Here is a 24,165-nt window from a genome sequence, read left to right as displayed (position 1 = left end):
TGACAATGCCAGCAATGTTTCAAACTGAGCGTATCGATGACTGCTGAAATTCCTTTTGTGCGACCCGCATGGCACTGCATGACAACCCAAGCCGATGTCTTGGGCGAGTCGCCCTTTTGGCATCCTCAAGAAAAATGTTTGTATTGGGTCGATATTCCGGGACGCCGATTGCGGCGCATGAAGGTTTCATCTGATTTGTCGCAAAGCCATGCAGTTGAAGATTGGCCTTTGCAAGAAGAGCCAGGTTGTTTTGCGCCTGCAAGCAAAGGCGGCTGGGTCATGGCGTTGCGAAGCGGTATTTACCGCGCACGTGAATGGGGAGGTGCGTTGGAATTGTTGGCCGCTGCACCCTACGACACAAGCAAACTGCGATTCAACGATGGCAAGTGCGATCCTGCCGGCAATTTTTGGAGTGGCACGATGTACGAGCCGCGCGATCAAGCCGCCGGTGTTTTGTATGCCTTACAAGCCAACCACGCACTGCAGTCCAAAGCCGATCAGGCCACAGTGGCCAACGGCTTGGCATGGTCACCCAACGGCAAAACCATGTACTGGTCCGACACGGGCGCACATTGCATTCGCGCTTGGGACTTTGATGTGACATCACAGCAAATGACCCATGAACGTGTCTTTGCACAATTTCCAGCCAAGCCCAAAGACTGGATTTATGGATCGGATGTGGCGCAGTCTTACGCAGGCCGACCCGATGGCGCCGCTGTGGATGCGGAGGGGTTTTACTATGCCGCCATGTACGAGGGTCATCGCTTGGCCAAAATTGCGCCCGATGGTCGGTGTGTCGCTTACATTGAAACGCCTGTTCAGTGCCCCACCATGCCATGTTTTGGCGGAGAAGATTTGCGCACCCTGTTCATCACCACATCGGCCCATGGCCGAAGTACGGCAGAGCTTCAAGCCTTGCCCCAATCGGGTTGTGTTTTTGCCATGCGGGTCGACACACCTGGTTTGCTTGTGAGTTTTTTCAACAACTGAATTGACCTATTTTTGACGCTTGCGTTCTGCAAAAGTGGCCAGAAACAGAGCGTGTCCGTTTAACATGGCGACATGAACGACAGTCCAACCATTCGCTCAAGTCCAAGCGCTTACCCAGATCTGGCTGCCTTGTTGGACACCGTGCGCGCCGCTGCATCGACGGGGTCTGCACTACGCAAAAGCTTTCGGATCCACGGTTCGGGGAGCCACGATTTTTATGGCGAGGCCTTGGAAGGCGAGTTGCTGGAAACACGCGGTCTGTCGGGCATTGTGCAATATGAGCCCAGTGAGTTAGTCATCACTGTCGGCGCTGGCACGCTATTGTGTGATTTGGAAAAAACACTGGCAGCGCAAGGCCAGTGCTTGGCGTTTGAACCTCCGGTGTTTGCAGCCGACCGCACCCACAGCCAAGCCACCGTGGGTGGCATGGTGGCATCGGGTTTGAGTGGTCCAGCGCGCGCCAGTGTGGGCGCAGTTCGCGACTTTGTGCTCGGTTTGAAATTCATCAACGGCCGCGGCGAGCACCTGACTTTTGGTGGCCAGGTCATGAAGAATGTGGCGGGTTATGACGTTAGCCGATTGCTGGCGGGTAGCTGGGGCACCTTGGGTTTGATCACCGAAGTCTCTTTGAAAGTATTGCCCGTCGCACCCGCAGAGGCTCACCTCATGTGCCGGTTGCCACAAGCTCAAGCGCTGGCATTGTTGCATCGCTGGGGTGGTCAACCTTTGCCTTTGAATGCCAGTTGTTGGGTCCAAGACAACAGCATGCCAGGCCAGCCCGAGATGTTGTTCGTGCGTCTTCGCGGCGCACACGCAGCCGTTGAGGCCGCCAAAGTTCGCATGTCGCAGGACCTTGCGGCCTTGAACAGTGAATTGTTGGTGCAAGCATCCGAGAGTGCAACCCAAGATTGGATCGCCTGTGCAGACCAACGCTTGCCCTTTTTTACGCAAGCCGCAGCATCGCCCGATGCGGCCTTGTGGCGTTTGTCGGTGCCTCAAACGGCGCCCGTTTTGAATTTGCCAGCAAGTACAAGCGCGCCCTTCATTGAATGGCATGGCGCTCAGCGCTGGGTCTGGGCGCCGCTGTCAGAAGCTGAAGCCCTTCGCAAAGCCGCCGCAGCGGTGGGGGGTCAGGCCACCTTGTTCAGAAGACCGCAGCAAGCCAGTGCGGCCCTGCCAGTGTCGGTGCCCGTCTTCACGCCGCTGGATGCGGTACATCAACGCATTCAGCACGCACTGAAACAAGAATTTGACCCTGCCGGCCTGTTTGGCCCTCGCAGATTGAACGCGCATTTCTGAGGCTCAACATGCAAACCCAACTCGCACCTGAGTTTCAAAACACCCTGCTCGGTCAAGAAGCCGAGGCCATTCTTCGCTCGTGTGTGCACTGTGGTTTTTGCACGGCCACGTGCCCCACTTATCAGTTGATGGGCGATGAACTGGATGGACCGCGTGGCCGTATCTATCTGATGAAGCAAGTCTTTGAAGGTGCCGAGCCCACGCGCAAAACGCAAATGCATTTAGACCGGTGCCTCACCTGCCGCAATTGCGAAAGCACGTGCCCCAGTGGCGTGCAGTACGGCCATTTGGTGGACCTGGGTCGCAAGGTGGTCGATGCCAAAGTTCAGCGGCCCGTTCAAGAACGCGCAGTCCGTTGGCTTTTGAAAGAAGGCCTGACGTCCGCTCTGTTTGCGCCCGCCATGAAGCTGGGACAAAGCGTGAGGGCTTTGTTGCCCGCAACGCTTCAAGCCAAGGTGCCCGCGCCTCAGGACGCTGGTGCTTGGCCCACCCAAACCCATGCACGAAAAGTACTGATGTTGGCGGGCTGCGTCCAGCCTGCCATGAAGCCCAACATCAACACCGCCACAGCACGTGTGCTCAATGCATGTGGCATTGAAGTGGTGGTGCCGCCTGAGGCGGGTTGTTGTGGTGCCGTTAAATTTCACTTGAACGATCAGGTGGGTGGCTTGGACCACATGCGGCGCAACATTGACGCATGGTGGCCATGGGTCACTCAAGGCGTAGAAGCCATTGTCATGAATGCTTCGGGTTGCGGTGTCACGGTCAAAGAATATGGCCACTTGTTGCAACACGATGCGCAGTATGCAGACAAAGCCAAACGCATTTCAGAACTCACACGGGATCTGAGTGAGTTGTTGCCTTTGTGTTTGCCTGAACTTCAAAAGCGTTTGAAACCCGAGGTGGTGGCCGCAGCAGGACCCCTGGCCTATCACCCACCGTGCACATTGCAGCACGGGCAGCAATTGAAGGGCGGCGTTGAAGCGCAGTTAGGTCAATTGGGTTTTCAGTTGCGAGTCACCGAGCTAGAGTCCAACTTGTGCTGCGGCTCAGCCGGTACTTACTCTGTCTTGCAAGCCGATACCGCGTATGCCTTGCGTGATCGCAAATTGGGTCATCTGAACAAGTTGCAACCCAAGGCCATTTTGAGCGCCAACATTGGTTGCATCACCCATTTACAAAGTGGCGCAGACGTGCCCGTTCGGCACTGGGTGGAGTTGGTGGACGAGGCCTTGACGCTGAGTGCTTAAGCAGCGCTCAGAGCCACTTCAATGTCTTTTCGAATGTTCTCTGGCTTGTCCATCGGCGCATAGCGTTTGAGCACGCGGCCATCGCGGCCAATCAAGAACTTGGTGAAATTCCACTTGATGGCCTTGCTGCCCAACAAACCGGGTGCTTCTGCGCACAACCATTGGTAAAGGGGGTGCGCTTCGGGACCATTCACCTTGATCTTTTCCATCATGGGAAAACTCACGCCGTAGTTCAGTTGGCAGAAGCTGGCAATCGACTCGTTGCTGCCAGGATCTTGGCTGCCAAACTGATTGCAGGGAAATCCCAACACGGCCAAGCCTTGGTCTTTGTAGGCTTGGTGAATTTTTTCTAAACCCCCAAACTGGGGTGTGAAGCCACAGGCACTGGCGGTGTTCACGATCAACATCACTTGGCCGCGCAGTGAAGCCAGCGCCAAGGGTTGACCATTCATTTGAATGGCGTCGAAGTCATAGATTGATTTCATGGGTTGCACCTGCTTCAAAAAATTCAGAATGGCTTGTTAGCCGTGAAGGTTGTCGTTTTTGGCAACGTCGATCAAGTGATTCAACACCGCACTGTGCTCGCGCAGGTTGTGCTCATGCCAGCGCTTGATGACCCACATGATGCTGGCCACCACAAAGCCAAAGGCGGTGATGGCGCCAAAGGCTGACAAGCCCATGCCCGTCGAGAAACTGTAGAAGCCACCCAACAACAAGATGCATGCTTGCTCGTTGAAATTTTGGACCGCAATCGAACGACCTGCACCCATCAAGTTGTGACCTCGGTGTTGCAGCAATGCGTTCATGGGCACCACCAAGAAACCGCCCAAGGCGCCTAACAAAATGAGAAAGGGCGCAGCCACCCACACGTTGTCGATGAAATTCATGCCCATCACCAACACGCCCATGGCAATGCCAAGTGGCATGACGCGCGTGGCCTGATGCAGCTTCATTCGCACAGAGGCCACCACGGCGCCAACCGCAGTGCCAATGGCCACCACGCCGACCAAGCTAGAAGCCTGTGTGGTGCTGTAGCCCAAGGCCGCTGCGCTCCATGCCAAGACGATGTAGCGCAAGTTGCCAGAGACGCCCCAAAACAATGTGGTTGTTGCCAAGGAGATTTGGCCTAAGCGGTCTTTCCACAGGCGAGTGTTGCAATCCCAGAAGTCGGGCAGCAAGGCCAATAAGTTTTTGGGCATGGCGCGCATGGCGACGCCTGTATCGGGAATGCGGGTGTTGAACCAAGCGGCCAAAGCATAGAACGTGATCAACAGCAAAATGGCAGCCTCTGGCGCTGTGTCAATGCCTGTATCGACGAGCGGCAAATCAAAGCTCAACAAATACTCAGAGACATGCGTGCCCACCAATTGGCCGCCGACCAACACGCCCAAAATGATGGAGGCGATGGTGAGACCTTCAATCCAACCATTGGCCTTGACCAATTGAGAGGCGGGCAACAATTCGGTCAAGATGCCATATTTGGCGGGTGAATAGGCTGCGGCGCCCAATCCCACAATGGCGTAAGACAACAAGGGGTGCGTGCCAAACAACATCAACAAACAGCCCACCACTTTGATGGCATTGCTGATGAACATCACCTCGCCTTTGGGCCGTGAGTCTGCAAAGGCGCCGACAAAGGGCGCAAGCACCACATAAAACAAAGCAAACATGGGCACCAAGGCCGCACGCTGCCACTCCGCGCCACCGCTGGTGCGAATCAGTTCTACCGCCGCGACGAAAAGCGCGTTGTCGGCCAACGAACTGAAAAACTGGGCCGCCATGATGGTGTAAAAACCGCGCTTCATGAAATCATGCAGTGAATCGATCAGGCAAAAGGCCGAATTCGAAAATGAGAAAAAGTATCAAAGCAACACTCGCTAGCGTGTGTTGGCGTAAGTTTCAGTTATATCACGCTCTGTAGTGCCACAATCTAGGCTTCAACCCGCGAGATTGATCGCCGTTTTTGTAACGATCCGCCATGCCAAGACCGATTCAGGCCACCATCGACATTCAAGCTTTGCGCCACAACCTGTCGCAAATCAAAGCCGCGGCCCCCGATGCGCTGGTCTGGGGCGTGGTCAAGGCCAACGCCTATGGCCATGGCATCGAGCGTGTTTTCGAGGGTTTGCGGGCGGCTGACGGCATTGCCTTGCTGGATTTGGCTGAGGCCGAACGCGTTCGCCAACTGGGTTGGCGTGGACCTGTTCTGTTGCTAGAAGGGGTGTTTGAGACGCGTGATTTGGAGTTGTGTTCTCGATTGAACCTGTGGCACGTTGTGCACTGCGAAGCGCAAATCGACATGCTGGCGGTGCACAAAACCCATCAGCCGCATCGGGTCTTTCTCAAAATGAACAGTGGCATGAACCGTTTGGGATTTGCCCCTCAGGCCTTCCGGGCTGCTTGGACGCGATTGAATGCATTGCCGCAAGTGGATGAAATTTCACTGATGACACACTTCAGTGACGCCGACGGTGAAAAAGGCATTGCTGCGGCCATGTCCATCTTTCACCAATACACCCATGATTTGTCTGGCGAACGAAGCTTGTGCAATAGCGCAGCAAGCTTGCGCCACGCCAAAGATTTGGCTGTGCGCGCAGACTGGATCCGACCTGGTATTGCTCTGTATGGCAGTTCGCCCGATTTCCCTTTGCACTCAGCCCAAGACTGGGGTTTGAAACCCGTCATGAGTTTGAATGCCAACATCATTGCTGTGCAACATTTGCAAGCGGGCGACACGGTGGGTTACGGCTCGGCATTCATGGCCGATCGTCCCATGCGAATGGGCGTGGTGGCGTGTGGTTATGCCGACGGCTATCCGCGCATTGCCCCAACGGGTACCCCCGTTTGCGTGGACGGTCATCGTACGCGTACGCTGGGCCGTGTCAGCATGGACATGCTCACGGTGGACCTCACTGATTTGCCGCATGCCGATGTGGGCAGCGAAGTCACCTTGTGGGGTCTGCCTCAAAAAAGCACATCTCAAGTAAGTCCCACAACCGGCGTTGCCATTGACGAAGTTGCGCAAGCAGCTGGCACCGTAGGATACGAATTGATGTGTGCTTTGGCAGCACGCGTGCCAGTGGTGGTCAAGGATTGAAACATTCGGCACCACAGCGATTGGCGCTGAGCGCCGCTCTTGTTTTGATTTTGATCTGGGGTGCCAACTTCAGTGTGCAAAAGTATCTCTTGAACACGCTCACGCCCAGTGGGTTTTTGCTGGCGCGCTATCTCATCATGCCTGTGTGTGCGCTCATCTTGATGCGTGTCACGCTGGGTCAATTTCTGCCGCCGTTGCCGCGCGAAGATGTGATGGCCTTGGCCCGTTTGGGTTTTGTGGGACACAGCTTGCATGTGGGCATCGTGTGTTACGGCATTCATTTGTCGACGCCATTTTCAAGCTCTGTGATCTTGGCATGTGGTCCCATCTTTACCCTGTTGATCTTGCGCTGGAAAGGCCATGAAAAGTTGCAGCGCACCCAAGCGATCGGTGTGATGGTTGCATTCGCAGGCGTGCTTCTTTTCTTGTCTGACAAATTGCTCAAAGGTGACTGGCGCGCAAGTGGCGGCGATGTGATGTTGTTTGTGGCCGCGGTACTGTTCTCTTATTACACAGTTCAAGCCAAGCCCCTGCTCGAGCAACATGGCAGCGTGCTCACGATGGGTTACGCCACCTTGTGGGGTGGTTTGCCCGTCATGCTCTTGTCTATTCCTGCTGGCCTTGAAGCGCCTTGGGACAGTTTGGGCCTGCAAGGCTGGGCGGCCATGGCGTGGTCCATTTTGATTTCAGCGTTTGGCGGTTGGTTGGTGTGGGGCTGGGTGAACCAAGTGAGAGGCGTTGCCAAAACCGCCCCCTTGATGTACCTCATGCCGCCTGTTGCGGGTTTGTTTGCTTGGGCCCTCACGGGAGAGCAATACACCGTGATCAAGTTGGTCGGGGCTGCCATTGCCTTGATGGGGGTGGCCTACACCCAGTTTGCACCTCAGCGGAAAAATCCGTCGTAAGTCGTTTTCACAATCAGGGCCGCCACCACGGCCAAAAATACAAAGCGCACAAAGCCCGCACCGTGTTTCAAGGCCAAGCGCGTGCCCAGCAAACTGCCGACCACATTCGCCAAAGCCATGGGGAGTGCCAGATGCCACCACACATGGCCTTGCAATGTGAACAACACCAGCGCTGCAAAATTGGTGGCGGTGTTCATCAACTTGGCAGAAGCTGAAGCGTTGAGAAAGTCGTATCCCAACAAGCGCACGTACGCGAAGACAAAGAAACTGCCAGTGCCAGGGCCAAAAAAGCCATCGTAAAAGCCAATCAACAGCCCCATGACCATGGCCGCAATGGCTTCTTGCCGACCTTTGAAGCGAGGCTCGTGTCGTTGCCCCATGTCTTTCTTGGCCAGCGTGTAGGCCAGCAAGGCCAACAAAATAAAGGGCAAGGCTTTGCGCAAAAAACTGGGGTCAACTTCTGTGACCGTCCATGCGCCTAACAATGAGCCGAGCAAGCCTGCACTGGCAGCAGGCATCAGGGCGCCCCATCGCATGTCTACTTTTTTGCTGAACTGGTACGTGGCAAATGCAGTGCCCCAAATGGCGGCGCTTTTGTTGGTGCCGACCAAGGTGGCTGGGGGAGCAGATGGAAATGTGGCGAAGAGTGCGGGGACCAAAATCAGGCCACCCCCGCCAACGATCGAATCGACCATGCCGGCAAACAAGGACGCGAGAGAGACGATCAGCAATTCCATGAAAAAAAAGCGCCGCTTTCGCGGCGCCTATCAAAAGTTACATCTCGTTTTGGATGTTCATGTTCGAGTAGTTTGGGTGTCTCCTCTGCCCTCAAAACGAACCCAAACTGCAGTTCATCGAGTGCATGAAATGTAGCTTGCTTCACAGGCCATTCCCATCAGGGATTTCCCGTGGCGTCCAAAGCCATCCAATGCGCCGCCTTTTCCGCAATCATCAAGGTGGGGCTGTTGGTGTTGCCGCTGGTGATGGTGGGCATGACGCCCGCATCGACCACACGCAAACCGCGGATGCCGCGGACTTGAAGTTGACTGTTGACCACTGCCATCGCGTCATCATCGCGGCCCATGCGCGTTGTACCGACCGGATGAAAAATGGTGCTGGCAATGTCGCCTGCCAGTTTGGCCAGCTCTTCATCTGTTTGGTATTGCACCCCAGGCTTGAACTCTTCGGGCTCGTACCGTGCCATGGCCGCTTGCGACATGATGCGGCGCGTGACGCGCAGACTGTCGGCCGCTACTTTGCGGTCTGCATCGGTGCTCAGGTAATTGGGTGCAATGGCCGGTGCGTCTTTGAAGTCAGGGCTCTTCAAAGTGACGCTGCCGCGGCTGGTGGGATTCAAGTTGCACACACTGGCCGTGATGGCCGGAAAGTTGTGCAGCGGCTCACCAAATGCATCCAAGCTGAGGGGCTGCACATGGTATTGAATGTTGGCCCAGGCTTGTGAGGGATCGCTTTTGGTGAAAGCCCCCAATTGACTGGGCGCCATGCTCATCGGACCACTGCGTGACATGGCATATTCCAAACCAATTTTGGCTTTGCCCCACCAGTTGTTGGCCAAGGTGTTGAGTGTCTTGGCATGCTTCACTTTGTAGACCGAGCGTATTTGCAAATGGTCTTGCAGGTTGGCGCCAACACCTGGCAAATCGTGCTGTACTTCAACGCCTACAGGCTTGAGAAGATCGGGATTGCCAATGCCGGACAACTGCAAAATTTGCGCAGAACCAATGCTGCCAGCACTCAAGGCCACTTCGCGTGTGGCGGTGGCGGTGACCAGTTGATGGCCATCCCAAACCTTGACACCGGTGCAGCGCTTGGCACCATCGGCATCGGTTTCGAGAACAAGGCCCGCCACTTGCGCTTGCGTCCACAACTCAAAGTTGGGACGTGCAAAACAGGTAGGACGCAAAAAAGCTTGGGCTGTGTTCCAACGCCAGCCACTTCGTTGGTTCACTTCAAAATAACCAATGCCTTCGTTGTTGCCTTGGTTGAAATCTTCTGTGGCCGGAATGCCCGCTTGTTGTGCGGCTTGTGAAAAGGCATCAAGCACGCCCCAACTGAGACGTTGTTTTTCAATGCGCCATTCGCCACCGGCTTGTCGGGCTTTGAGCACTTTGAAATAGTCTTGAGACTTGGCGTCAGATGCGCCAGCACTGTCAAATAATTCTGGCTTGACGCCTTTGGCGCCATGCAGTGGGCTTGCGCCTTTGTAATGGTCTTCGTGCGCTTTGAAATAAGGCAAGCACCGATCCCAACGCCAATCATCGCTGCCGGTGAGTTGCGCCCACTGATCGTAGTCGCGTGATTGGCCGCGCATGTAGATCATGCCGTTGATGCTGCTACAGCCCCCCAACACTTTGCCGCGAGGGTAACGCAAGCTGCGACCATTCAAGCCATCGGCCGCTTCGGTTTGATACAGCCAATCCGTGCGAGGGTTGCCAATGCAATACAGATAGCCCACAGGAATGTGGATCCAGTGGTAATCGTCACGCTTGCCGGCTTCAATCAACAGCACCCGTTTGCTGGCGTCTGCGGACAAGCGATTAGCCAACAGGCAACCGGCCGTTCCTGCGCCAACGATGATGTAGTCAAAGGTGCTGTCGTTCATAAATTACTTGGCAGTGGGCATGACAAATTCGGCGCCTTTGCCAATGCTCTCGGGCCAGCGCTGCATGATCGATTTTTGCTTGGTGTAAAAACGCACGCCTTCTTCGCCATACGCGTGCATGTCGCCAAACAAACTGCGCTTCCAACCACCAAAACCGTGCCAAGCCATGGGCACAGGAATCGGCACGTTGATGCCCACCATGCCCACTTGAATGCGACGAGAAAACTCTCGCGCCACATTGCCATCGCGCGTGAAACAACTCACCCCGTTGCCAAACTCATGGTCATTGATGATTTGCACCGCTTCACCAAAATCTTTGACGCGCACGCAAGACAACACAGGACCAAAAATTTCTTCTTTGTAAATTTTCATGTCGGTGGTGACGTTGTCAAACAAGGTGCCGCCCAACCAGAAGCCATTGTCGCAACCTGCACCTGCTTTGGCGCCATCAAATTGGCGGCCGTCGACCAAGAGCTTGGCGCCTTCGGCCACGCCCGCATCGATGTAAGCCGTGATGCGTTGCTTGGCGGCAGCGGTCACGATGGGGCCCATCTCGGCTGCCAAATTGGTGCCGTTCAAAACCTTGAGTGCGCGTGTTTTCTCGAGTAACAAGGGCATCAGTTTTTCAGCCACATCGCCCACCAACACAGCCACGCTGATGGCCATGCAGCGCTCGCCAGCAGAACCGTAAGCAGCACCAATCAATGCGTCTACGGCTTGTTCAATGTCGGCATCCGGCATCACCACCATGTGGTTTTTAGCGCCACCCAAAGCTTGCACGCGTTTGCCGTGGCGCGCGCCGTTTTCATACAAGCTGTTGGCGATGGGCGTTGAGCCCACAAAGCTCACAGCTTTGACATCGGGGTGTTCGACCAGCGCGTCAACCGCTTCTTTGTCGCCTTGCACCACATTGAACACACCATCGGGCAAGCCAGCTTGTTTGAGCAATTCAGCCATGAACAAACTGGGGCTGGGGTCAAGTGGGCTGGGCTTCAAAACAAAGGTGTTGCCGCAGGCAATGGCCACGGGGAACATCCACATGGGTACCATGACGGGAAAGTTAAAGGGCGTGACGCCCGCCACCACGCCCAAAGGCTGGCGCATCGTCCAGTTGTCGATGCCGGTTGAAACTTGGTCGGTGAAGTCGCCCTTGAGCAATTGCGGAATGCCACAAGCAAACTCCACAATGTCGATGCCGCGCGTCACTTCGCCTTGTGCATCGGTGAACACCTTGCCGTGCTCGGCCGTGATCATGTGCGCCAGCGTGTCGCGGTGTTGGTTCAACAACTCTAAGAATTTGAACATCACACGTGCACGGCGCAGTGGAGGCGTGTCGGCCCATGCGGGAAAGGCTGCTTGTGCAGAAGCCACCGCCTGATCAACGTCTTTCACATTGGCCAAACTGACTCGGCCTGTCACATCGCCAGTGGCCGGATTGAAAACGTCTTGTGCGCGAGAGGAAGTGCCAGCCGTTTTTTGGCCAGAAATGTAATGGGCAATAGATGTGACGGACATGGCTGAATTCTTGGGTTGAAAAGAAAGTGAATGTTAATCGTTTGTGGCGGCGTCTTGTGCTGGATGTCTGCGCCTGAACATGCCCCAGCCTTCCATGTGCAACACACTCTCGCCGTGCTGGTTGTGCATGTCCCACGCGGTGCGGACCAATCCCACATCTGGTTTGGAGCGCATGGGGCGAGTTTCTAGGATGGTGTGTTGGAGGTGCAAGGTATCGTTGGGAAAAACCGGCTTCTTCCACTGGACGTTTTCAAGGCCAGGGGAGCCCAAGCTGGCAGACTTTTGTAAAAACTGCGTCACCATCAAACGCATGGCCATAGAGCAGGTGTGCCATCCGCTGGCACACAAACCGCCAAACACGGAGGCCTTGGCAGCGTCATCGTCCAAGTGAAATGGCTGGGGGTCAAATTGCGTTGCAAAGGCAATGATCTCTTCGCGCGTGGGTGTGATGGTGCCCAGATCGCGCACACTTCCGGGTTGCATGTCTTCCCAGTAATATTGAATTTTGTCGGCAGGTGCACCAGCCATCATCGACCACCAGACACATCGATCAAGCTCATGGTGGTGTAGCTGGCCTCATCAGACAGCAGCCATACGATGGCCTGCGCCACTTCCATGGCAGAGCCGCCGCGCTTGGCAGGTACCAAATGTTCCAGGTCTTTAACGCGATTGGGCAATCCGCCAGAAGCGTGAATTTCGGTGTCAATCAGGCCAGGTCGAATGGCATTCACCCGAATGCCTTCGCCCGCAATTTCTTTGGCCAAGCCCAAAGTGAAACTGTCGATGGCACCTTTGGCTGCTGCGTAATCCAAATACTGACCCGGCGAGCCAAGTCTGGCTGCCGCACTGGACAAGTTCACGATGCTGCCGCCCTGACCACCGTGCTTGGTGCTCATTTGCAAAATGGCTTCGCGTGCGCACAGCATGGAGCCCAAGACGTTGATGTCAAACATGCGTCGCCAGCGCGCCATGCTCATTTCATCAAGCCTTGCAGACACATCGACCACTCCGGCGTTGTTGACCAAGCCTTGAAGTGGCCCCAACTCTGCGCGCACTTTTTGGAACATGGCCAAGACTTGGCCTTCGTCGGCCACATCGGCTTGGACGGCGATCGCCCGCCCGCCTGCTGCCTTGACTTGCCGCACCACATCGTCTGCGGCTTTGGCGTTGGAGGTGTAATTGACGGCAACATCCCAGCCCTTTTGAGCTGCCAAAACGCAGGTTGCAGCACCAATGCCGCGGCTCCCGCCTGTGACCAAAACTACTTTGCGCATTGCATGTCTCCTGCAGAATAATGGGTAAACGGGTAAAACACTGTCTGGTGCTTCGGCACTCAACGTGCAGATTACCTTAACCAGGAGCCTTTTGTGAGTCACACAGTCGACTATTATTTCGCTCCCCAAAGCCCTTGGGCTTACTTGGGGCATCAGCGCTTTCAGCAAATTTTGGATGGTGCAGGCGCCAGTGTGCGCGTCATGCCCATTGATTTGGGTGGCAAAGTGTTTCCCATCTCAGGGGGTTTGCCCTTGGGTCAACGCGCGCCCCAAAGGCAGGCCTACCGCTTGACTGAATTGGCACGCTTTAGCAAATGGCTGGGCGCCCCCTTGCATGTCAAGCCAACTTATTTTCCAGTCGGCGGCGACGACGCGGCCAAGCTCATCATTGCGGTCGACATGGCTGCAGGTCCGAAGGCTGCCATGGCCATCAGTGGTGCTATTTTGTCTGCGGTGTGGGCGCAGCAGCGCAACATTGCCGATGAGAAGACCTTGGCTGAGTTGCTGAAAGAACAAAACTTACCAGCCAGTTGTTTAGAGCAGTCCTACAGTCAAGCTGCGCAAATGCGATACGAGTCTTACACGCAAATGGCCATTGATGCCGGTGTGTTTGGTGCACCTTCGTATGTGCTTGACGGTGAAATTTTCTGGGGACAAGATCGACTTGACTTTGTTGAGCGCGCACTTGCAAGCAGCCACACTTAAAGGAGAACTTGATGGGAACTTTCATTCAATTAAGGGCCGCAGACGGCACACAATTTCCAGCGTATGTGGCCGAGCCCGCCACACCGGCCAAGGCGGCTGTCGTTGTGCTTCAAGAAATTTTTGGTGTGAACACCCACATTCGTGAAGTGGCCGATGCCTATGCCAAAGAAGCTTACTTGGCCATCGCACCTGCCATGTTCCACCGTGCACAAGCCAATGTCGAGTTGGGCTATGCAGAGGCCGACATGGGCGCAGGCATGGCCCTCAAAACCGCCATTGAAGCCTTGCCTGCACCTGGCGCATTGCAAGACATTCAAGCCAGCATTGACCACGCGCACAAAATGTGTGGTGGCAAAGTCGGCGTGGTGGGTTATTGCTGGGGCGGCTTGTTGACTTGGCGCGCTGCGTGCTTGCTCAACGGCTTGTCGGCTGCTGCCCCTTATTACGGGGGTGGCATGACCACAGAAGCTGAATCTGCACGTCAATCCAAAGTGCCGGTGATGGCGCACTTTGCAGAAGAAGACAAGTGGATTTCAATGGCGTCGGTGGCGGCTTTCAAAACGGCGCATCCACAGGCGCAAGTCTTTACCTATGCCGCGCACCATGGTTTTAATTGCAATCACCGCGGCGCATGGCATGCCGAATCAGCGGCATTGGCCCAAGAAAGAACCTTGGCTTTTTTCAAACAGCACTTAGGCTGATCGAATCTAATCGGTACTTAGCGACCTGATCGCGCCAAATAACGCTTGCGCCAAAACAGCCAAGCCAATGTGGCCGCGATCAGGAGCATGCTGCCAATCGTCCACCAAAACCCGGCGCTGTCGTGCAACAAGGGAATAACTTCAAAGTTCATTCCGAAGATGGCGGCAATCAAATTCAAGGGCAAGAAAATGGCCGTGATGGAGGTCAGCGTTCGCATGGTTTCATTGGTGCGATTGCTTTGTGCATTGAAATGAATTTGTACCGCTGTTTCAATGCTTTGCTCTAAGCGCCGCACGTGATGCACCACACGGTCGATGTGCTCTAAAACATCGCGGCTGCGCACTTTCAGTATTTCATGCTCTTTGATCAAAGCATTTGAAGTGGGCGGCGTCCACGTGTTCAATGACTCGAGCCAATCTTGCATGGCGCTGCGTTGGTCTTCGCAGATTTCGTCAAGGTGATGCAAGGACAGACGCGCTTCTAACAGGGCGGACCAGTTGTTGAAGCGGGTGTCTGGGTTGATCAGCTCAGCTTGCCAATGGTCTAGCTGTCGCGTCAGGTCTCTGCGCAAATCCAAATACACATCGACCACTTGGCTGACCATGCGCAGCATCATGTCAGCTGGGCTGACAGGGATGCCGCGAGCGCCTGTTGAGCGGTCGTCCAATGTTTCCGATGTCAGCGAGCTTGGCAATTGCTCAGCAACCGTGTTTTGTTCATGGGTGCTGGCGGCCAACAGACGCGCTGCATAAGCTTCGCGAATGGCGCAATCATCGGGATGGACGGTGAGCAGCACATTGTCAAAAATCGCAAAGCCAATGGGGCTGGTGTCGACCCTTCTGAGGGCGGGCGGACCCGACAGTTTGGTTTTGGATTTCAGGCCAGTGGGTGATTGAATTGTTTCTCTCTCACTGGTGTTGCTGGCAGCCAAGCGTCGGAACACCAACACATCGTAATAAGAGGTCAAATCAAAGCGCGATGGCAGTTGTCCATTGAGCAAATCTGACACATGCAAATCAAGCAGATGATGGCCTGTGAGGCTCTGCAAAGTTTCTTGTACTTGTTGTTGCTCAGATAAGAAATAGCTTCTGGCGCAAGCAATCCAGACATAGCTGTTTTCAGGCAATGCACGAGGCAAGGACACCGCATCTTGAACGTGGGTGCCTGAAACGGTAAAGACGCGCATGCAATAAAAATTTGTGAGTGAGAGATGTGAAGGGCTTAGGCTTTGTTCAGTAGACGCGCAGCATCGCGTGCAAAGTAAGTCAAGATGCCGTCGGCGCCAGCACGTTTGAATGCCAACAAACTTTCCATCATCACACCATCATGGTCAAGCCAGCCATTTTGTGCCGCTGCTTTCAACATGGCGTACTCTCCCGACACCTGATACGCAAATGTGGGCACACCAAACTCATCTTTGACACGGCGCACCACATCCAAATAGGGCATGCCGGGTTTGACCATCACCATGTCAGCACCTTCTGCAATGTCGATGGCCACTTCGCGCAATGCTTCGTTGGTATTGCCTGGGTCCATTTGGTAGGTTTTTTTGTTGCCTTTGCCCAAATTGGCGGCAGAGCCCACCGCATCGCGGAAAGGGCCGTAAAACGAACTGGCGTACTTGGCGCTGTAGGCCATGATCTGCGTGTGCACATGCCCCTTGGCTTCGAGGGCCTGTCGAATGGCACCAATGCGGCCATCCATCATGTCACTCGGCGCCACCATGTCGACGCCTGCATCGGCTTGCACCAAGGCTTGTTTGACCAGCTGGCCCACGGTAGGATCGTTCAAGATGTAGCCCTCTTCGTCCAGCCAACCGTCTTGACCGTGGCTGGTAAAGGGGTCTAGGGCCACATCGGTCATCACGCCCAATTCGGGGAAGTTCTTTTTCAAAGCTCGGACCACCGTAGGGACCAAGCCGTCGGGGTTGAGGGCTTCGTTGCCTTGAGGGTCTTTGAGTGCGCTGTCAATGACGGGGAAAAGGGCCATCACGGGGATGCCCAACTTCACGCAATCTTCGGCGACAGGCAACAACAAGTCCAAACTCAAGCGATCTACGCCGGGCATGGAGCTGACGGCCTGGCGTTGATTTTGGCCGTCGAGCACAAACACGGGGTAAATCAAATCATTAACGCTCAGTTGATGTTCGCGCACCAAGCGCCGTGAAAAGTCTGTGCGACGCAGTCGGCGAGGCCGGCTCAAGGGGTAAGGCGTGTGAATCGGTGTCATTTGAAAATTGTGCCTGAAGTTTCTTGTTTTGAGGGCATTGAGAGAGATCGCCGGCTGAGAAATCTTGAGGCACATCAAGCCGTCGCGCTTGTTCAAAAACAAGCCTCAGCGCTACACTTGCCCCATGCTCTGGATAAAAGCCTTTCACATCGTCTTCGTGGCCAGCTGGTTTGCTGGCTTGTTTTACTTGCCGCGCATCTTTGTCAATTTGGCCATGGTGCCAGAAGATTCCGTGGCTGAGCGTGAGCGACTTTTGCTCATGGCCCGCAAGCTGCTCCGATTCACCACCTTGTTGTCTGTGCCCGCCATTGCGCTGGGTGTTTGGCTTTGGTGGGGCATTGGCATTGGATGGGGCCCCGGCAATGCATGGATGCACGCCAAATTGGCGGTGGTTCTTTTGGTGGTGGGCTATCACCACATGTGTGGCGGACTGTTGAAAAAGTTTGAGGCGAACCAAAATACCCACAGCCATGTTTGGTTCCGCTGGTTCAATGAAGCGCCCGTTTTGATGTTGGTGGCGGTTGTGATCTTTGTGGTTGTGAAGCCGTTTTAAGGGCTATGCAAAAGACCGCGGCTTGGCCCTTGGCCGGTATTTACGCCGCACTGATCGTCTACGCCAGTCTTTACCCTTTCGAAAACTGGCGCTCGCAAGGGGTCGATTGGACCGCCTTTTTGTTGGCCCCTTGGCCTCGCTACTGGACCGGCTTTGATGTGTTGGCCAATGTGCTTGGCTATGCACCTTTGGGGTTCATCGGTGTGTTGGCACTCAGGCGCAGTGCCCGACATTTACCTGCCGTCACGATCACCGTCATGGCGGGTTCCTTGCTGTCGCTTGCCCTTGAGTCCTTGCAACTTTTCTTGCCAGCGCGCGTGCCCTCCAATGTCGATTGGGAGCTCAACACTTTGGGCACCTTGATGGGCGCATCTTTGGCTTGGACCTTGGAGCGATTTGGCTTTTTGGACCGATGGAGTCGTTTTCGCGCCAATTGGTTTCATTCAGACGCCAGAGGCGCCTTGGTGCTGCTGGCTTTGTGGCCAGTGGCCTTGTTATTTCCGGCGCCTGTCCCTTTAGGCTTGGGTCAAATTTTGGAGCGCACAGAAGATGCGCTGGCCCTGTGGTTGCAAGACACCCCTTGGCTTGATTGGTTGCCAGTTCGCGAAGTGGAGTTGCAACCACTGCTGCCTGTTTATGAAGTCTTGTGTGTCAGCTTGGGTCAGTTGTTGCCCTGCATGTTGGCATTCAGTTTGATTCGATATGTGCATCAAAAAGCCATCGCATGGGCCCTCTTGGTCGCTGCGGGTTTGGCTTTCACTGCTTTGTCTGCTGCCCTGACTTATGGGCCTGCGCATGCATGGGGGTGGGTCAATCCACCGGTTCAATTGGGCTTGGCGCTGGCGGCCCTCTTGGCCTTGCCTTTGATGTGGGTCCGTGAAAAACCATTGCAAGTGCTGGCGTTGGTGGGTTTGGTATTGCAACTGACCATGCTGAACAATGCGTCAGCCAGTGCTTACTTTGCATTGACTTTGCAAAACTGGGAGCAAGGTCAATTTATCCGTTTTCACGGCTTGATCCAGTGGATGGGTTGGCTTTGGCCTTTCGTTTTATTGGTCTATTTGATGCGCCGCCTGTCCTCATCTCTCCCCTCTAAAATGAGCGAATGAGTGAAAACACCCCCCCCTACTACGAGCGCCATATTTTTTTCTGTTTGAACGAAAGAAAGAATGGCGAAGCCTGTTGTGCTTTGCAAGGTGCCCAAGCCGCTTTTGACCATTGCAAATCCCGTGTCAAGGATTTGGGCTTGGCTGGCGCGGGCAAAGTACGCGTCAACAAGGCGGGCTGTTTAGATCGATGTGCAGGCGGACCCGTGGCCGTGGTTTATCCCGAAGGCACGTGGTACAGCTTTGTGGACAATTCGGACATTGATGAAATTGTCGACAGCCATTTGAAGAACGGCCAAGTTGTGCAGCGCTTGGTGACACCGCCCGACGTGGGACGCTGATGAACACAGCCACGCAATCCGTGCAGTTTCAAGGGCCAGTCGGCCTGTTGGAAGGTCTTCAGGACGAGCCTGTGGAGGGCGCATTCAAAGGCGTTGCGGTCATTGCCCATCCTCACCCTTTGTTTGGCGGCACGATGCAAAACAAGGTGGTCCAAACCTTGGCCAAAGCGTTTGTTCAAAATGGCTGGCGCGCCATTCGCTTTAATTTTCGGGGTGTTGGTGCCAGTGCGGGCGTGTATGACGAAGGCCGTGGCGAGCTCGATGACATGTTGTCGGTCATTGCGCAAACTCAAAGTCAAAATCCAGGCGCTGAGTCGAGTGGCTTGGCACTGGCGGGCTTTTCATTTGGGGCCTATGTCACCAGCCATGTGGCTGCGCAATTGGCACCTACAGGGCAACTTGAAAAACTGGTGCTGGTCGGCACAGCGGCCTCTCGTTTTCAGGTGGCCCCAGTTCTACCTGAACTGCACGACAAAACCTTGGTGGTTCATGGTGAAGTCGACGACACCGTGCCTTTGGCCAGCGTGATGGATTGGGCCCGGCCCCAGTCATTGCCTGTGACCGTGATTCCTGGTGTTGAACACTTTTTCCACGGGCAATTGCCTTTGCTTCGATCCTTGGTCAGTCGCCACTTGCGTGCTTGAAATGACAACGGGCAGCATGCGCTCTCTCTTCAAAGCCTCTCGTCGCGATGTCTGTCGCGGCGTTGTATGTTGGGCTGCAACAGTTTTGCTGTGGGCGTTACCTTCGCTCCATGTCCAAGCCCAATCTGCGCCAGAACCGCCAGAGGTTGCCGCGCGGGCCTACCTGTTGCTCGACGTCACGGCCAATCAAATTTTGGCTTCGCGTGAGTTGGACATGCCCGTTGAGCCGGCGTCCTTGACCAAACTCATGAGTGCTTATTTGGTGTTTGATGCGCTGAAGTCGAAAAAGATCGACCTGAAGCAAAGCCTGCCCGTCAGTGAGCGCGCATCGAAGATGCCTGGCTCACGCATGTTCATTGATCCCAAAATGAAGGTGCCTGTTGAAGATTTGATCAAAGGCATGGTGGTTCAGTCGGGCAACGATGCCACTGTGGCGTTGGCTGAAGGGGTGGGCGGTACGGTAGAGCGCTTTGTGCAGATGATGAACGATCAAGCCAAAGTACTCGGCATGAAAAACACCAGCTTCAAAAATCCAGAGGGTCAGATGGAAGCGGGTCAAATCACCTCAGCACGCGACCTTGGTACCTTGGCCACGCGTCTGATGCGTGACTTTCCTGAGTACATGGCCATTTATGCCATCAAAAAATACCGCTATCCCGGCACCCCGGCAGCCAATGACAGCAATCGCAACTTGTTGCTTTTCAAAGATCCGACAGTCGATGGCCTGAAAACGGGTCACACCGATGCGGCAGGTTATTGCTTGGTGGCCACAGCCAAGCGAGAGTTTCCCAATCTGGGGCCACGTCGTTTGATGGCCATTGTGCTGGGCGCCAACAGCGAAATTGCGCGCGCCAACGAAGCTCAAAAACTGTTGAACTGGGGTTACACCGCTTTTGATGCGGTCAAGTTGTTTGAACCGGGACAAGCCGTTGCCACACCGGCCATTTGGAAGGGCAAGGCTGCCACGGTCAAATTGGGGCGCTCTGATGCGCTGGTGGTGGCGGTCCCCACGGGCACGGCATCCCAAATCAAAACCCAATTGGTCCGACCTGAGCCTTTGGTGGCACCCGTCATCAGGGGGCAAGCCATCGGAAGTCTCCAAATTTACCGTGGTGAACAGCTTTGGGTCGATATGCCTTTGCAAGCTTTAGACACCGTTGAACAGGCTGGCGTGCTGGGCCGTGCTTGGGATGCTTTGCGTTTGTGGATCAAATAAGAAAAGTTGGTACTTGCAAACTTAACTGCTAATGCTTGCCTGATAGAAATTTTTGCGCAAGCCCTTTTCCAACGTTATACTAGAAGGCTTTTCCGCATTTGGGGCGGAGAAGATTTTTTTGTTCATTCCAAACGTTTAGGGACGTTTTTTAAATGCCAACCATCAATCAATTGGTGCGTCAGGGGCGCGAGGTCGAAAAGACCAAGTCAAAAAGCCCTGCGATGCAAAACTCTCCGCAGCGCCGCGGTGTGTGCACCCGTGTGTACACCACGACGCCTAAAAAACCTAACTCCGCTCTGCGTAAAGTTGCCAAAGTGCGCTTGACCAACGGCTTCGAGGTGATCTCCTACATCGGTGGTGAAGGCCACAATTTGCAGGAACACTCCGTGGTTTTGGTACGTGGCGGTCGTGTGAAAGACTTGCCTGGTGTGCGTTATCACATCGTGCGCGGTTCACTCGACTTGCAAGGCGTGAAAGACCGCAAGCAATCGCGTTCCAAATATGGCGCTAAGCGCCCGAAGAAAGCTTAAGTTAGCTTTCAAAAAAAGGTGTTGTTCTGGTTTTTAGACGAGCCGGTTCAACGAAGTGACTCCATGTTGGAGTCGAGTAAGTGCAAATTCAAGATGAATTTGCAGGGTGTCTGGATCGGACGTCCAGCCATCAACTGAAGCAAAGAGGTGAAATATGCCACGTCGTCGTGAAGTCCCTAAACGTGAAATCTTGCCGGATCCCAAGTTCGGTAATGTCGAACTTTCCAAATTCATGAATGTGATCATGGAAGGCGGCAAAAAAGCGGTTGCCGAGCGCATCATTTATGGTGCCCTGGAAAACATGGAAAAGAAAACAGGCAAAGACCCTGTTGAACTTTTCTCAATCGCCATCAACAACGTCAAGCCCATGGTGGAAGTTAAATCCCGCCGCGTGGGTGGTGCCAACTACCAGGTGCCCGTCGAAGTTCGCCCTGTCCGTCGCTTGGCTTTGTCCATGCGTTGGATCAAAGAAGCGGCCCGTAAGCGTGGTGAAAAATCCATGGCTTTGCGCTTGGCCAACGAGTTGCTCGAGGCCAATGAAGGTCGCGGCGGCGCGATGAAAAAGCGTGATGAAGTGCACCGCATGGCTGAAGCCAACAAGGCCTTCTCACACTTCCGCTTCTAAATCCCGGAGGTTGTCGCGCAGCCTCGTGCTGCGCTGCCAACCGACCGCAAAGCCCTGTAGAGACCCTGCAGGGCATTTGCATTTTTTGTTTTAACTGAATTCCAAGAGGTTGATCATGGCTCGCAATACTCCCATCGAGCGCTATCGCAACATCGGTATTTCCGCTCACATTGACGCGGGTAAAACCACTACCACCGAGCGCATTCTTTATTACACCGGTGTGAACCACAAAATTGGTGAAGTGCATGATGGCGCCGCCACCATGGACTGGATGGAACAAGAGCAAGAGCGTGGTATCACGATCACTTCTGCTGCCACCACCTGCTTCTGGCGCGGTATGGACGGTTCATTCCCCGACCACCGCATCAACATCATTGACACCCCTGGCCACGTTGACTTCACCATTGAAGTTGAGCGTTCCATGCGCGTGCTCGACGGTGCTTGCATGGTTTACTGTGCTGTGGGCGGCGTGCAGCCCCAGTCTGAAACTGTGTGGCGTCAAGCTAACAAGTACAAAGTGCCTCGTTTGGCCTTCGTGAACAAGATGGACCGTACCGGTGCCAACTTCTTCAAAGTGGTCGACCAAATGAAGACGCGCTTGAAGGCCAACCCCGTGCCAATCGTCATCCCCATCGGCGCTGAAGAAAACTTCACCGGTGTGGTCGATCTTCGCAAAATGAAGGCCATCATTTGGGACGAAGCCTCTCAAGGCATGAAGTTCACCTTTGAAGAAATTCCTGCGAACTTGGTCGAATTGGCCAAAGAGTGGCGCGAGAAGATGGTCGAAGCTGCTGCTGAGGCCTCTGAAGAGTTCATGAACAAGTACCTCGAAGAAGGTGACTTGACTGAAGAAGAAATCACAGCTGGTTTGCGCATTCGCACCATCAATGGCGAAATTCAACCCATGTTGTGCGGCACCGCCTTCAAAAACAAAGGCGTGCAGCGCATGTTGGACGCTGTGTTGGAATTGATGCCTTCTCCTCTCGACGTGAAAGCCATCAAAGGTTTTGACGAAGACGAAAAAGAAGTCACACGCAAAGCCGACGACGAAGAGAAATTCTCTGCGTTGGCATTCAAATTGATGACCGATCCCTTCGTGGGCCAGCTCACTTTCGTGCGCGTTTACTCTGGCGTTCTGAAAAAGGGCGACACCGTGTACAACTCTGTGCGCGGCAAGAAAGAGCGTATCGGTCGTATCGTGCAAATGCACGCCAACAACCGTGAAGAGGTTGACGAAATTCGCGCCGGCGACATCGCTGCTTGCGTGGGTTTGAAAGACGTCACCACTGGCGAAACTTTGTGCGATCCCAACTCCATCATCACTTTGGAGCGCATGGTGTTCCCCGACTCCGTGATTCGTCAGGCTGTCGAACCCAAGTCCAAAGCTGACCAAGAAAAGATGGGCATGGCTTTGTCACGTTTGGCCGCAGAAGATCCATCTTTCCGCGTGCAAACCGACGAAGAATCTGGCCAGACCATCATTGGTGGTCAGGGCGAGTTGCACCTCGAAATTATTGTTGACCGCATGAAGCGCGAATTTGGCGTGGAAGCCAACGTCGGCAAGCCCCAGGTGGCTTACCGTGAAACCATTCGCAAGTCTGTTGAAGAAGCCGAAGGTAAATTCGTTCGTCAATCAGGCGGTAAAGGTCAATACGGTCACGTGGTTCTGAAAATTGAACCGCAAGAAGCTGGTAAGGGCTTTGAGTTTGTGGACGCCATCAAGGGCGGTGTGGTTCCTCGCGAATACATCCCTGCCGTTGAAAAAGGTATTCAAGAAGCTTTGGGCCAAGGCGTGTTGGCGGGCTACCCCGTTGTGGACGTGAAGGTGACGTTGCACTTCGGTTCATACCACGACGTTGACTCCAATGAGTTGGCGTTCAAGATGGCCGCGATCTTTGGTTTCAAAGAAGGTTGCCGTAAAGCCAATCCCGTCATCTTGGAACCCATGATGGCGGTTGAAGTAGAAACACCTGAAGACTACGCTGGTAACGTGATGGGCGACTTGTCCTCACGCCGCGGCATGGTTCAAGGCATGGACGACATGGTCGGCGGTGGCAAAGCCATTAAAGCTGAAGTACCACTGTCTGAAATGTTCGGCTACTCCACCACATTGCGATCGATGTCACAAGGCCGCGCTACGTACACGATGGAATTCAAGCACTACGCTGAAGCACCACGTAACGTTGCTGAAGCTATTGTGGCTTCAAGGGCCAAGTAATTGGTTTGCTGGACTGATCAAGCTGCGAAGCAGTTTGCTCTGTCCTCAACCGTATAAATGTTTGCGGGACTGATCAAAATGCAAAGCGTTTTGCTCTGTCCCCAACTGATTTTTTAACCTGTCTGCGATCCAGTGCCACGCTGTGCCCGTGCGGTGTGAACAAGCAATTGGATGCAAACATAAAACCACAACACGGGCTTTGTTCTTTGGAGAATTGAAATGGCAAAAGAGAAATTTGAGCGGACAAAACCGCACGTGAACGTTGGCACCATTGGTCACGTCGACCACGGCAAAACAACATTGACAGCTGCGATCACCACCGTGTTGGCAGCCAAGTTCGGCG

Annotated in this window: 25 protein-coding genes; 16 read left to right on the top strand and 9 right to left on the bottom strand. The window is 54.5% G+C overall.

Annotated elements, in window-relative coordinates; all coding sequences use genetic code 11:
* The first annotated feature begins 36 nt into the window (after positions 1–36).
* From B9Z46_RS11130 to glcF, 3 genes are all read left to right on the top strand, one after another.
* Positions 37–990 (top strand): SMP-30/gluconolactonase/LRE family protein, encoded by a 954-nt coding sequence (locus B9Z46_RS11130; RefSeq protein WP_369907439.1) that lies wholly within the window; start codon positions 37–39, stop codon positions 988–990.
* A gap of 90 nt (positions 991–1,080) precedes the next feature.
* Positions 1,081–2,289: a glycolate oxidase subunit GlcE gene (gene glcE / locus B9Z46_RS11125; RefSeq protein WP_369907449.1), complete on the top strand. Its 1,209-nt coding sequence runs from the start codon at positions 1,081–1,083 to the stop codon at positions 2,287–2,289.
* Positions 2,290–2,297: 8 nt separating this feature from the next.
* Complete coding sequence (glcF, locus tag B9Z46_RS11120; protein WP_108256522.1) at positions 2,298–3,539, top strand: glycolate oxidase subunit GlcF; 1,242 nt, start codon at positions 2,298–2,300, stop codon at positions 3,537–3,539.
* On the opposite strand, the gene B9Z46_RS11115 is transcribed toward glcF, so the two are convergent.
* Both B9Z46_RS11115 and lplT read right to left on the bottom strand, forming a co-directional pair.
* The gene (locus B9Z46_RS11115) at positions 3,536–4,024 is read right to left on the bottom strand and encodes a glutathione peroxidase (protein WP_108256520.1); all 489 of its coding nucleotides are present in this window, start codon (positions 4,022–4,024) and stop codon (positions 3,536–3,538) included. The genes glcF and B9Z46_RS11115 overlap by 4 nt on opposite strands.
* 36 nt (positions 4,025–4,060) lie before the next feature.
* Entirely contained in the window at positions 4,061–5,344 is a 1,284-nt protein-coding gene (gene lplT / locus B9Z46_RS11110) for a lysophospholipid transporter LplT (RefSeq protein ID WP_055359467.1), read from the bottom strand.
* Between the two features lie 173 nt (positions 5,345–5,517).
* Here lplT and alr point away from each other — a divergent pair, with 173 nt between their 5' ends.
* Both alr and B9Z46_RS11100 read left to right on the top strand, forming a co-directional pair.
* The gene (alr, locus tag B9Z46_RS11105) at positions 5,518–6,636 is read left to right on the top strand and encodes an alanine racemase (protein ID WP_108256518.1); all 1,119 of its coding nucleotides are present in this window, start codon (positions 5,518–5,520) and stop codon (positions 6,634–6,636) included.
* Positions 6,633–7,541 (top strand): DMT family transporter, encoded by a 909-nt coding sequence (locus tag B9Z46_RS11100; RefSeq protein ID WP_108256853.1) that lies wholly within the window; start codon positions 6,633–6,635, stop codon positions 7,539–7,541. Before alr ends, B9Z46_RS11100 begins: the two co-directional genes overlap by 4 nt.
* On the opposite strand, the gene B9Z46_RS11095 is transcribed toward B9Z46_RS11100, so the two are convergent.
* From B9Z46_RS11095 to B9Z46_RS11075, 5 genes are all read right to left on the bottom strand, one after another.
* A complete protein-coding gene (locus B9Z46_RS11095; protein WP_108256516.1) occupies positions 7,520–8,278 on the bottom strand; it encodes a TSUP family transporter in 759 nt (252 codons plus the stop codon). The two genes, B9Z46_RS11100 and B9Z46_RS11095, sit on opposite strands and share 22 nt — an antisense overlap.
* A gap of 158 nt (positions 8,279–8,436) precedes the next feature.
* Positions 8,437–10,164, bottom strand: a complete 1,728-nt coding sequence (locus tag B9Z46_RS11090; RefSeq protein WP_108256514.1) for a GMC family oxidoreductase — start codon at positions 10,162–10,164, stop codon at positions 8,437–8,439.
* 3 nt (positions 10,165–10,167) lie between these two features.
* Positions 10,168–11,679, bottom strand: a complete 1,512-nt coding sequence (locus B9Z46_RS11085) for a CoA-acylating methylmalonate-semialdehyde dehydrogenase (RefSeq protein ID WP_108256512.1) — start codon at positions 11,677–11,679, stop codon at positions 10,168–10,170.
* A 33-nt stretch (positions 11,680–11,712) separates the two neighbouring features.
* On the bottom strand, positions 11,713–12,207 hold the full coding sequence (locus tag B9Z46_RS11080) for a MaoC family dehydratase (RefSeq protein ID WP_108256851.1): 495 nt from the start codon (positions 12,205–12,207) through the stop codon (positions 11,713–11,715).
* Entirely contained in the window at positions 12,207–12,953 is a 747-nt protein-coding gene (locus B9Z46_RS11075; RefSeq protein WP_108256510.1) for an SDR family oxidoreductase, read from the bottom strand. The genes B9Z46_RS11080 and B9Z46_RS11075 overlap by 1 nt, the downstream gene beginning before the upstream one ends.
* Before the next feature lie 93 nt (positions 12,954–13,046).
* On the opposite strand from B9Z46_RS11075, the gene B9Z46_RS11070 reads away from it, so the two are divergent.
* Positions 13,047–13,658 carry a 2-hydroxychromene-2-carboxylate isomerase gene (locus B9Z46_RS11070; RefSeq protein WP_108256508.1) on the top strand — a complete coding sequence of 204 codons (612 nt, stop codon included), beginning with the start codon at positions 13,047–13,049 and terminating at the stop codon, positions 13,656–13,658.
* 11 nt (positions 13,659–13,669) lie between these two features.
* Positions 13,670–14,359, top strand: coding sequence for a dienelactone hydrolase family protein (locus B9Z46_RS11065; RefSeq protein WP_108256506.1), 690 nt, complete (start codon positions 13,670–13,672; stop codon positions 14,357–14,359).
* 17 nt (positions 14,360–14,376) lie between these two features.
* Here the strand turns inward: B9Z46_RS11065 and B9Z46_RS11060 are convergent, their stop codons facing one another.
* Together B9Z46_RS11060 and hemB are read right to left on the bottom strand one after the other, a co-directional pair.
* The gene (locus tag B9Z46_RS11060) at positions 14,377–15,546 is read right to left on the bottom strand and encodes a magnesium transporter CorA family protein (RefSeq protein WP_108256504.1); all 1,170 of its coding nucleotides are present in this window, start codon (positions 15,544–15,546) and stop codon (positions 14,377–14,379) included.
* Between the two features lie 35 nt (positions 15,547–15,581).
* Positions 15,582–16,589, bottom strand: a complete 1,008-nt coding sequence (gene hemB, locus B9Z46_RS11055; RefSeq protein ID WP_108256849.1) for a porphobilinogen synthase — start codon at positions 16,587–16,589, stop codon at positions 15,582–15,584.
* A 124-nt stretch (positions 16,590–16,713) separates the two neighbouring features.
* Here hemB and B9Z46_RS11050 point away from each other — a divergent pair, with 124 nt between their 5' ends.
* From B9Z46_RS11050 to B9Z46_RS11010, 9 genes are all read left to right on the top strand, one after another.
* Positions 16,714–17,142: a CopD family protein gene (locus B9Z46_RS11050; protein ID WP_055361784.1), complete on the top strand. Its 429-nt coding sequence runs from the start codon at positions 16,714–16,716 to the stop codon at positions 17,140–17,142.
* A gap of 5 nt (positions 17,143–17,147) precedes the next feature.
* The gene (locus B9Z46_RS11045) at positions 17,148–18,251 is read left to right on the top strand and encodes a VanZ family protein (RefSeq protein ID WP_108256502.1); all 1,104 of its coding nucleotides are present in this window, start codon (positions 17,148–17,150) and stop codon (positions 18,249–18,251) included.
* Complete coding sequence (locus tag B9Z46_RS11040; RefSeq protein WP_055359478.1) at positions 18,248–18,589, top strand: ferredoxin; 342 nt, start codon at positions 18,248–18,250, stop codon at positions 18,587–18,589. The genes B9Z46_RS11045 and B9Z46_RS11040 overlap by 4 nt, the downstream gene beginning before the upstream one ends.
* Positions 18,589–19,233 carry an alpha/beta hydrolase gene (locus B9Z46_RS11035; protein WP_108256500.1) on the top strand — a complete coding sequence of 215 codons (645 nt, stop codon included), beginning with the start codon at positions 18,589–18,591 and terminating at the stop codon, positions 19,231–19,233. The genes B9Z46_RS11040 and B9Z46_RS11035 overlap by 1 nt, the downstream gene beginning before the upstream one ends.
* Positions 19,234–19,249: 16 nt before the next feature.
* Positions 19,250–20,449 carry a D-alanyl-D-alanine carboxypeptidase family protein gene (locus B9Z46_RS11030; RefSeq protein WP_108256847.1) on the top strand — a complete coding sequence of 400 codons (1,200 nt, stop codon included), beginning with the start codon at positions 19,250–19,252 and terminating at the stop codon, positions 20,447–20,449.
* 152 nt (positions 20,450–20,601) lie between these two features.
* Entirely contained in the window at positions 20,602–20,979 is a 378-nt protein-coding gene (gene rpsL / locus B9Z46_RS11025) for a 30S ribosomal protein S12 (protein ID WP_017759704.1), read from the top strand.
* Positions 20,980–21,133: 154 nt separating this feature from the next.
* Positions 21,134–21,604 carry a 30S ribosomal protein S7 gene (gene rpsG, locus B9Z46_RS11020; protein ID WP_019426275.1) on the top strand — a complete coding sequence of 157 codons (471 nt, stop codon included), beginning with the start codon at positions 21,134–21,136 and terminating at the stop codon, positions 21,602–21,604.
* Between the two features lie 115 nt (positions 21,605–21,719).
* The gene (fusA, locus tag B9Z46_RS11015; RefSeq protein ID WP_055359480.1) at positions 21,720–23,822 is read left to right on the top strand and encodes an elongation factor G; all 2,103 of its coding nucleotides are present in this window, start codon (positions 21,720–21,722) and stop codon (positions 23,820–23,822) included.
* A gap of 219 nt (positions 23,823–24,041) precedes the next feature.
* Positions 24,042–24,165 (top strand): GTP-binding protein (locus B9Z46_RS11010; RefSeq protein WP_233246005.1); only part of this gene is annotated, 124 nt, incomplete at its 3' end.

Source organism: Limnohabitans sp. Hippo4 (genome assembly GCF_003063605.1).
GTDB lineage: Bacteria > Pseudomonadota > Gammaproteobacteria > Burkholderiales > Burkholderiaceae_C > Limnohabitans_A.
This window is presented reverse-complemented; position numbering and strand designations above follow the sequence as displayed.

Excerpts from the sequence above, each read along its gene's own strand:
- B9Z46_RS11130 (WP_369907439.1), top strand. The coding sequence starts at position 37 with ATGACTGCTGAAATTCCTTTTGTGCGACCCGCATGGCACTGCATGACA.
- glcF (WP_108256522.1), top strand. The coding sequence starts at position 2,298 with ATGCAAACCCAACTCGCACCTGAGTTTCAAAACACCCTGCTCGGTCAA.
- B9Z46_RS11115 (WP_108256520.1), bottom strand. The coding sequence starts at position 4,024 with ATGAAATCAATCTATGACTTCGACGCCATTCAAATGAATGGTCAACCC.
- lplT (WP_055359467.1), bottom strand. The coding sequence starts at position 5,344 with ATGAAGCGCGGTTTTTACACCATCATGGCGGCCCAGTTTTTCAGTTCG.
- alr (WP_108256518.1), top strand. The coding sequence starts at position 5,518 with ATGCCAAGACCGATTCAGGCCACCATCGACATTCAAGCTTTGCGCCAC.
- B9Z46_RS11095 (WP_108256516.1), bottom strand. The coding sequence starts at position 8,278 with ATGGAATTGCTGATCGTCTCTCTCGCGTCCTTGTTTGCCGGCATGGTC.
- B9Z46_RS11090 (WP_108256514.1), bottom strand. The coding sequence starts at position 10,164 with ATGAACGACAGCACCTTTGACTACATCATCGTTGGCGCAGGAACGGCC.
- B9Z46_RS11085 (WP_108256512.1), bottom strand. The coding sequence starts at position 11,679 with ATGTCCGTCACATCTATTGCCCATTACATTTCTGGCCAAAAAACGGCT.
- B9Z46_RS11080 (WP_108256851.1), bottom strand. The coding sequence starts at position 12,207 with ATGGCTGGTGCACCTGCCGACAAAATTCAATATTACTGGGAAGACATG.
- B9Z46_RS11075 (WP_108256510.1), bottom strand. The coding sequence starts at position 12,953 with ATGCGCAAAGTAGTTTTGGTCACAGGCGGGAGCCGCGGCATTGGTGCT.
- B9Z46_RS11065 (WP_108256506.1), top strand. The coding sequence starts at position 13,670 with ATGGGAACTTTCATTCAATTAAGGGCCGCAGACGGCACACAATTTCCA.
- B9Z46_RS11060 (WP_108256504.1), bottom strand. The coding sequence starts at position 15,546 with ATGCGCGTCTTTACCGTTTCAGGCACCCACGTTCAAGATGCGGTGTCC.
- hemB (WP_108256849.1), bottom strand. The coding sequence starts at position 16,589 with ATGACACCGATTCACACGCCTTACCCCTTGAGCCGGCCTCGCCGACTG.
- B9Z46_RS11050 (WP_055361784.1), top strand. The coding sequence starts at position 16,714 with ATGCTCTGGATAAAAGCCTTTCACATCGTCTTCGTGGCCAGCTGGTTT.
- B9Z46_RS11045 (WP_108256502.1), top strand. The coding sequence starts at position 17,148 with ATGCAAAAGACCGCGGCTTGGCCCTTGGCCGGTATTTACGCCGCACTG.
- B9Z46_RS11040 (WP_055359478.1), top strand. The coding sequence starts at position 18,248 with ATGAGTGAAAACACCCCCCCCTACTACGAGCGCCATATTTTTTTCTGT.
- B9Z46_RS11035 (WP_108256500.1), top strand. The coding sequence starts at position 18,589 with ATGAACACAGCCACGCAATCCGTGCAGTTTCAAGGGCCAGTCGGCCTG.
- B9Z46_RS11030 (WP_108256847.1), top strand. The coding sequence starts at position 19,250 with ATGCGCTCTCTCTTCAAAGCCTCTCGTCGCGATGTCTGTCGCGGCGTT.
- rpsL (WP_017759704.1), top strand. The coding sequence starts at position 20,602 with ATGCCAACCATCAATCAATTGGTGCGTCAGGGGCGCGAGGTCGAAAAG.
- rpsG (WP_019426275.1), top strand. The coding sequence starts at position 21,134 with ATGCCACGTCGTCGTGAAGTCCCTAAACGTGAAATCTTGCCGGATCCC.
- fusA (WP_055359480.1), top strand. The coding sequence starts at position 21,720 with ATGGCTCGCAATACTCCCATCGAGCGCTATCGCAACATCGGTATTTCC.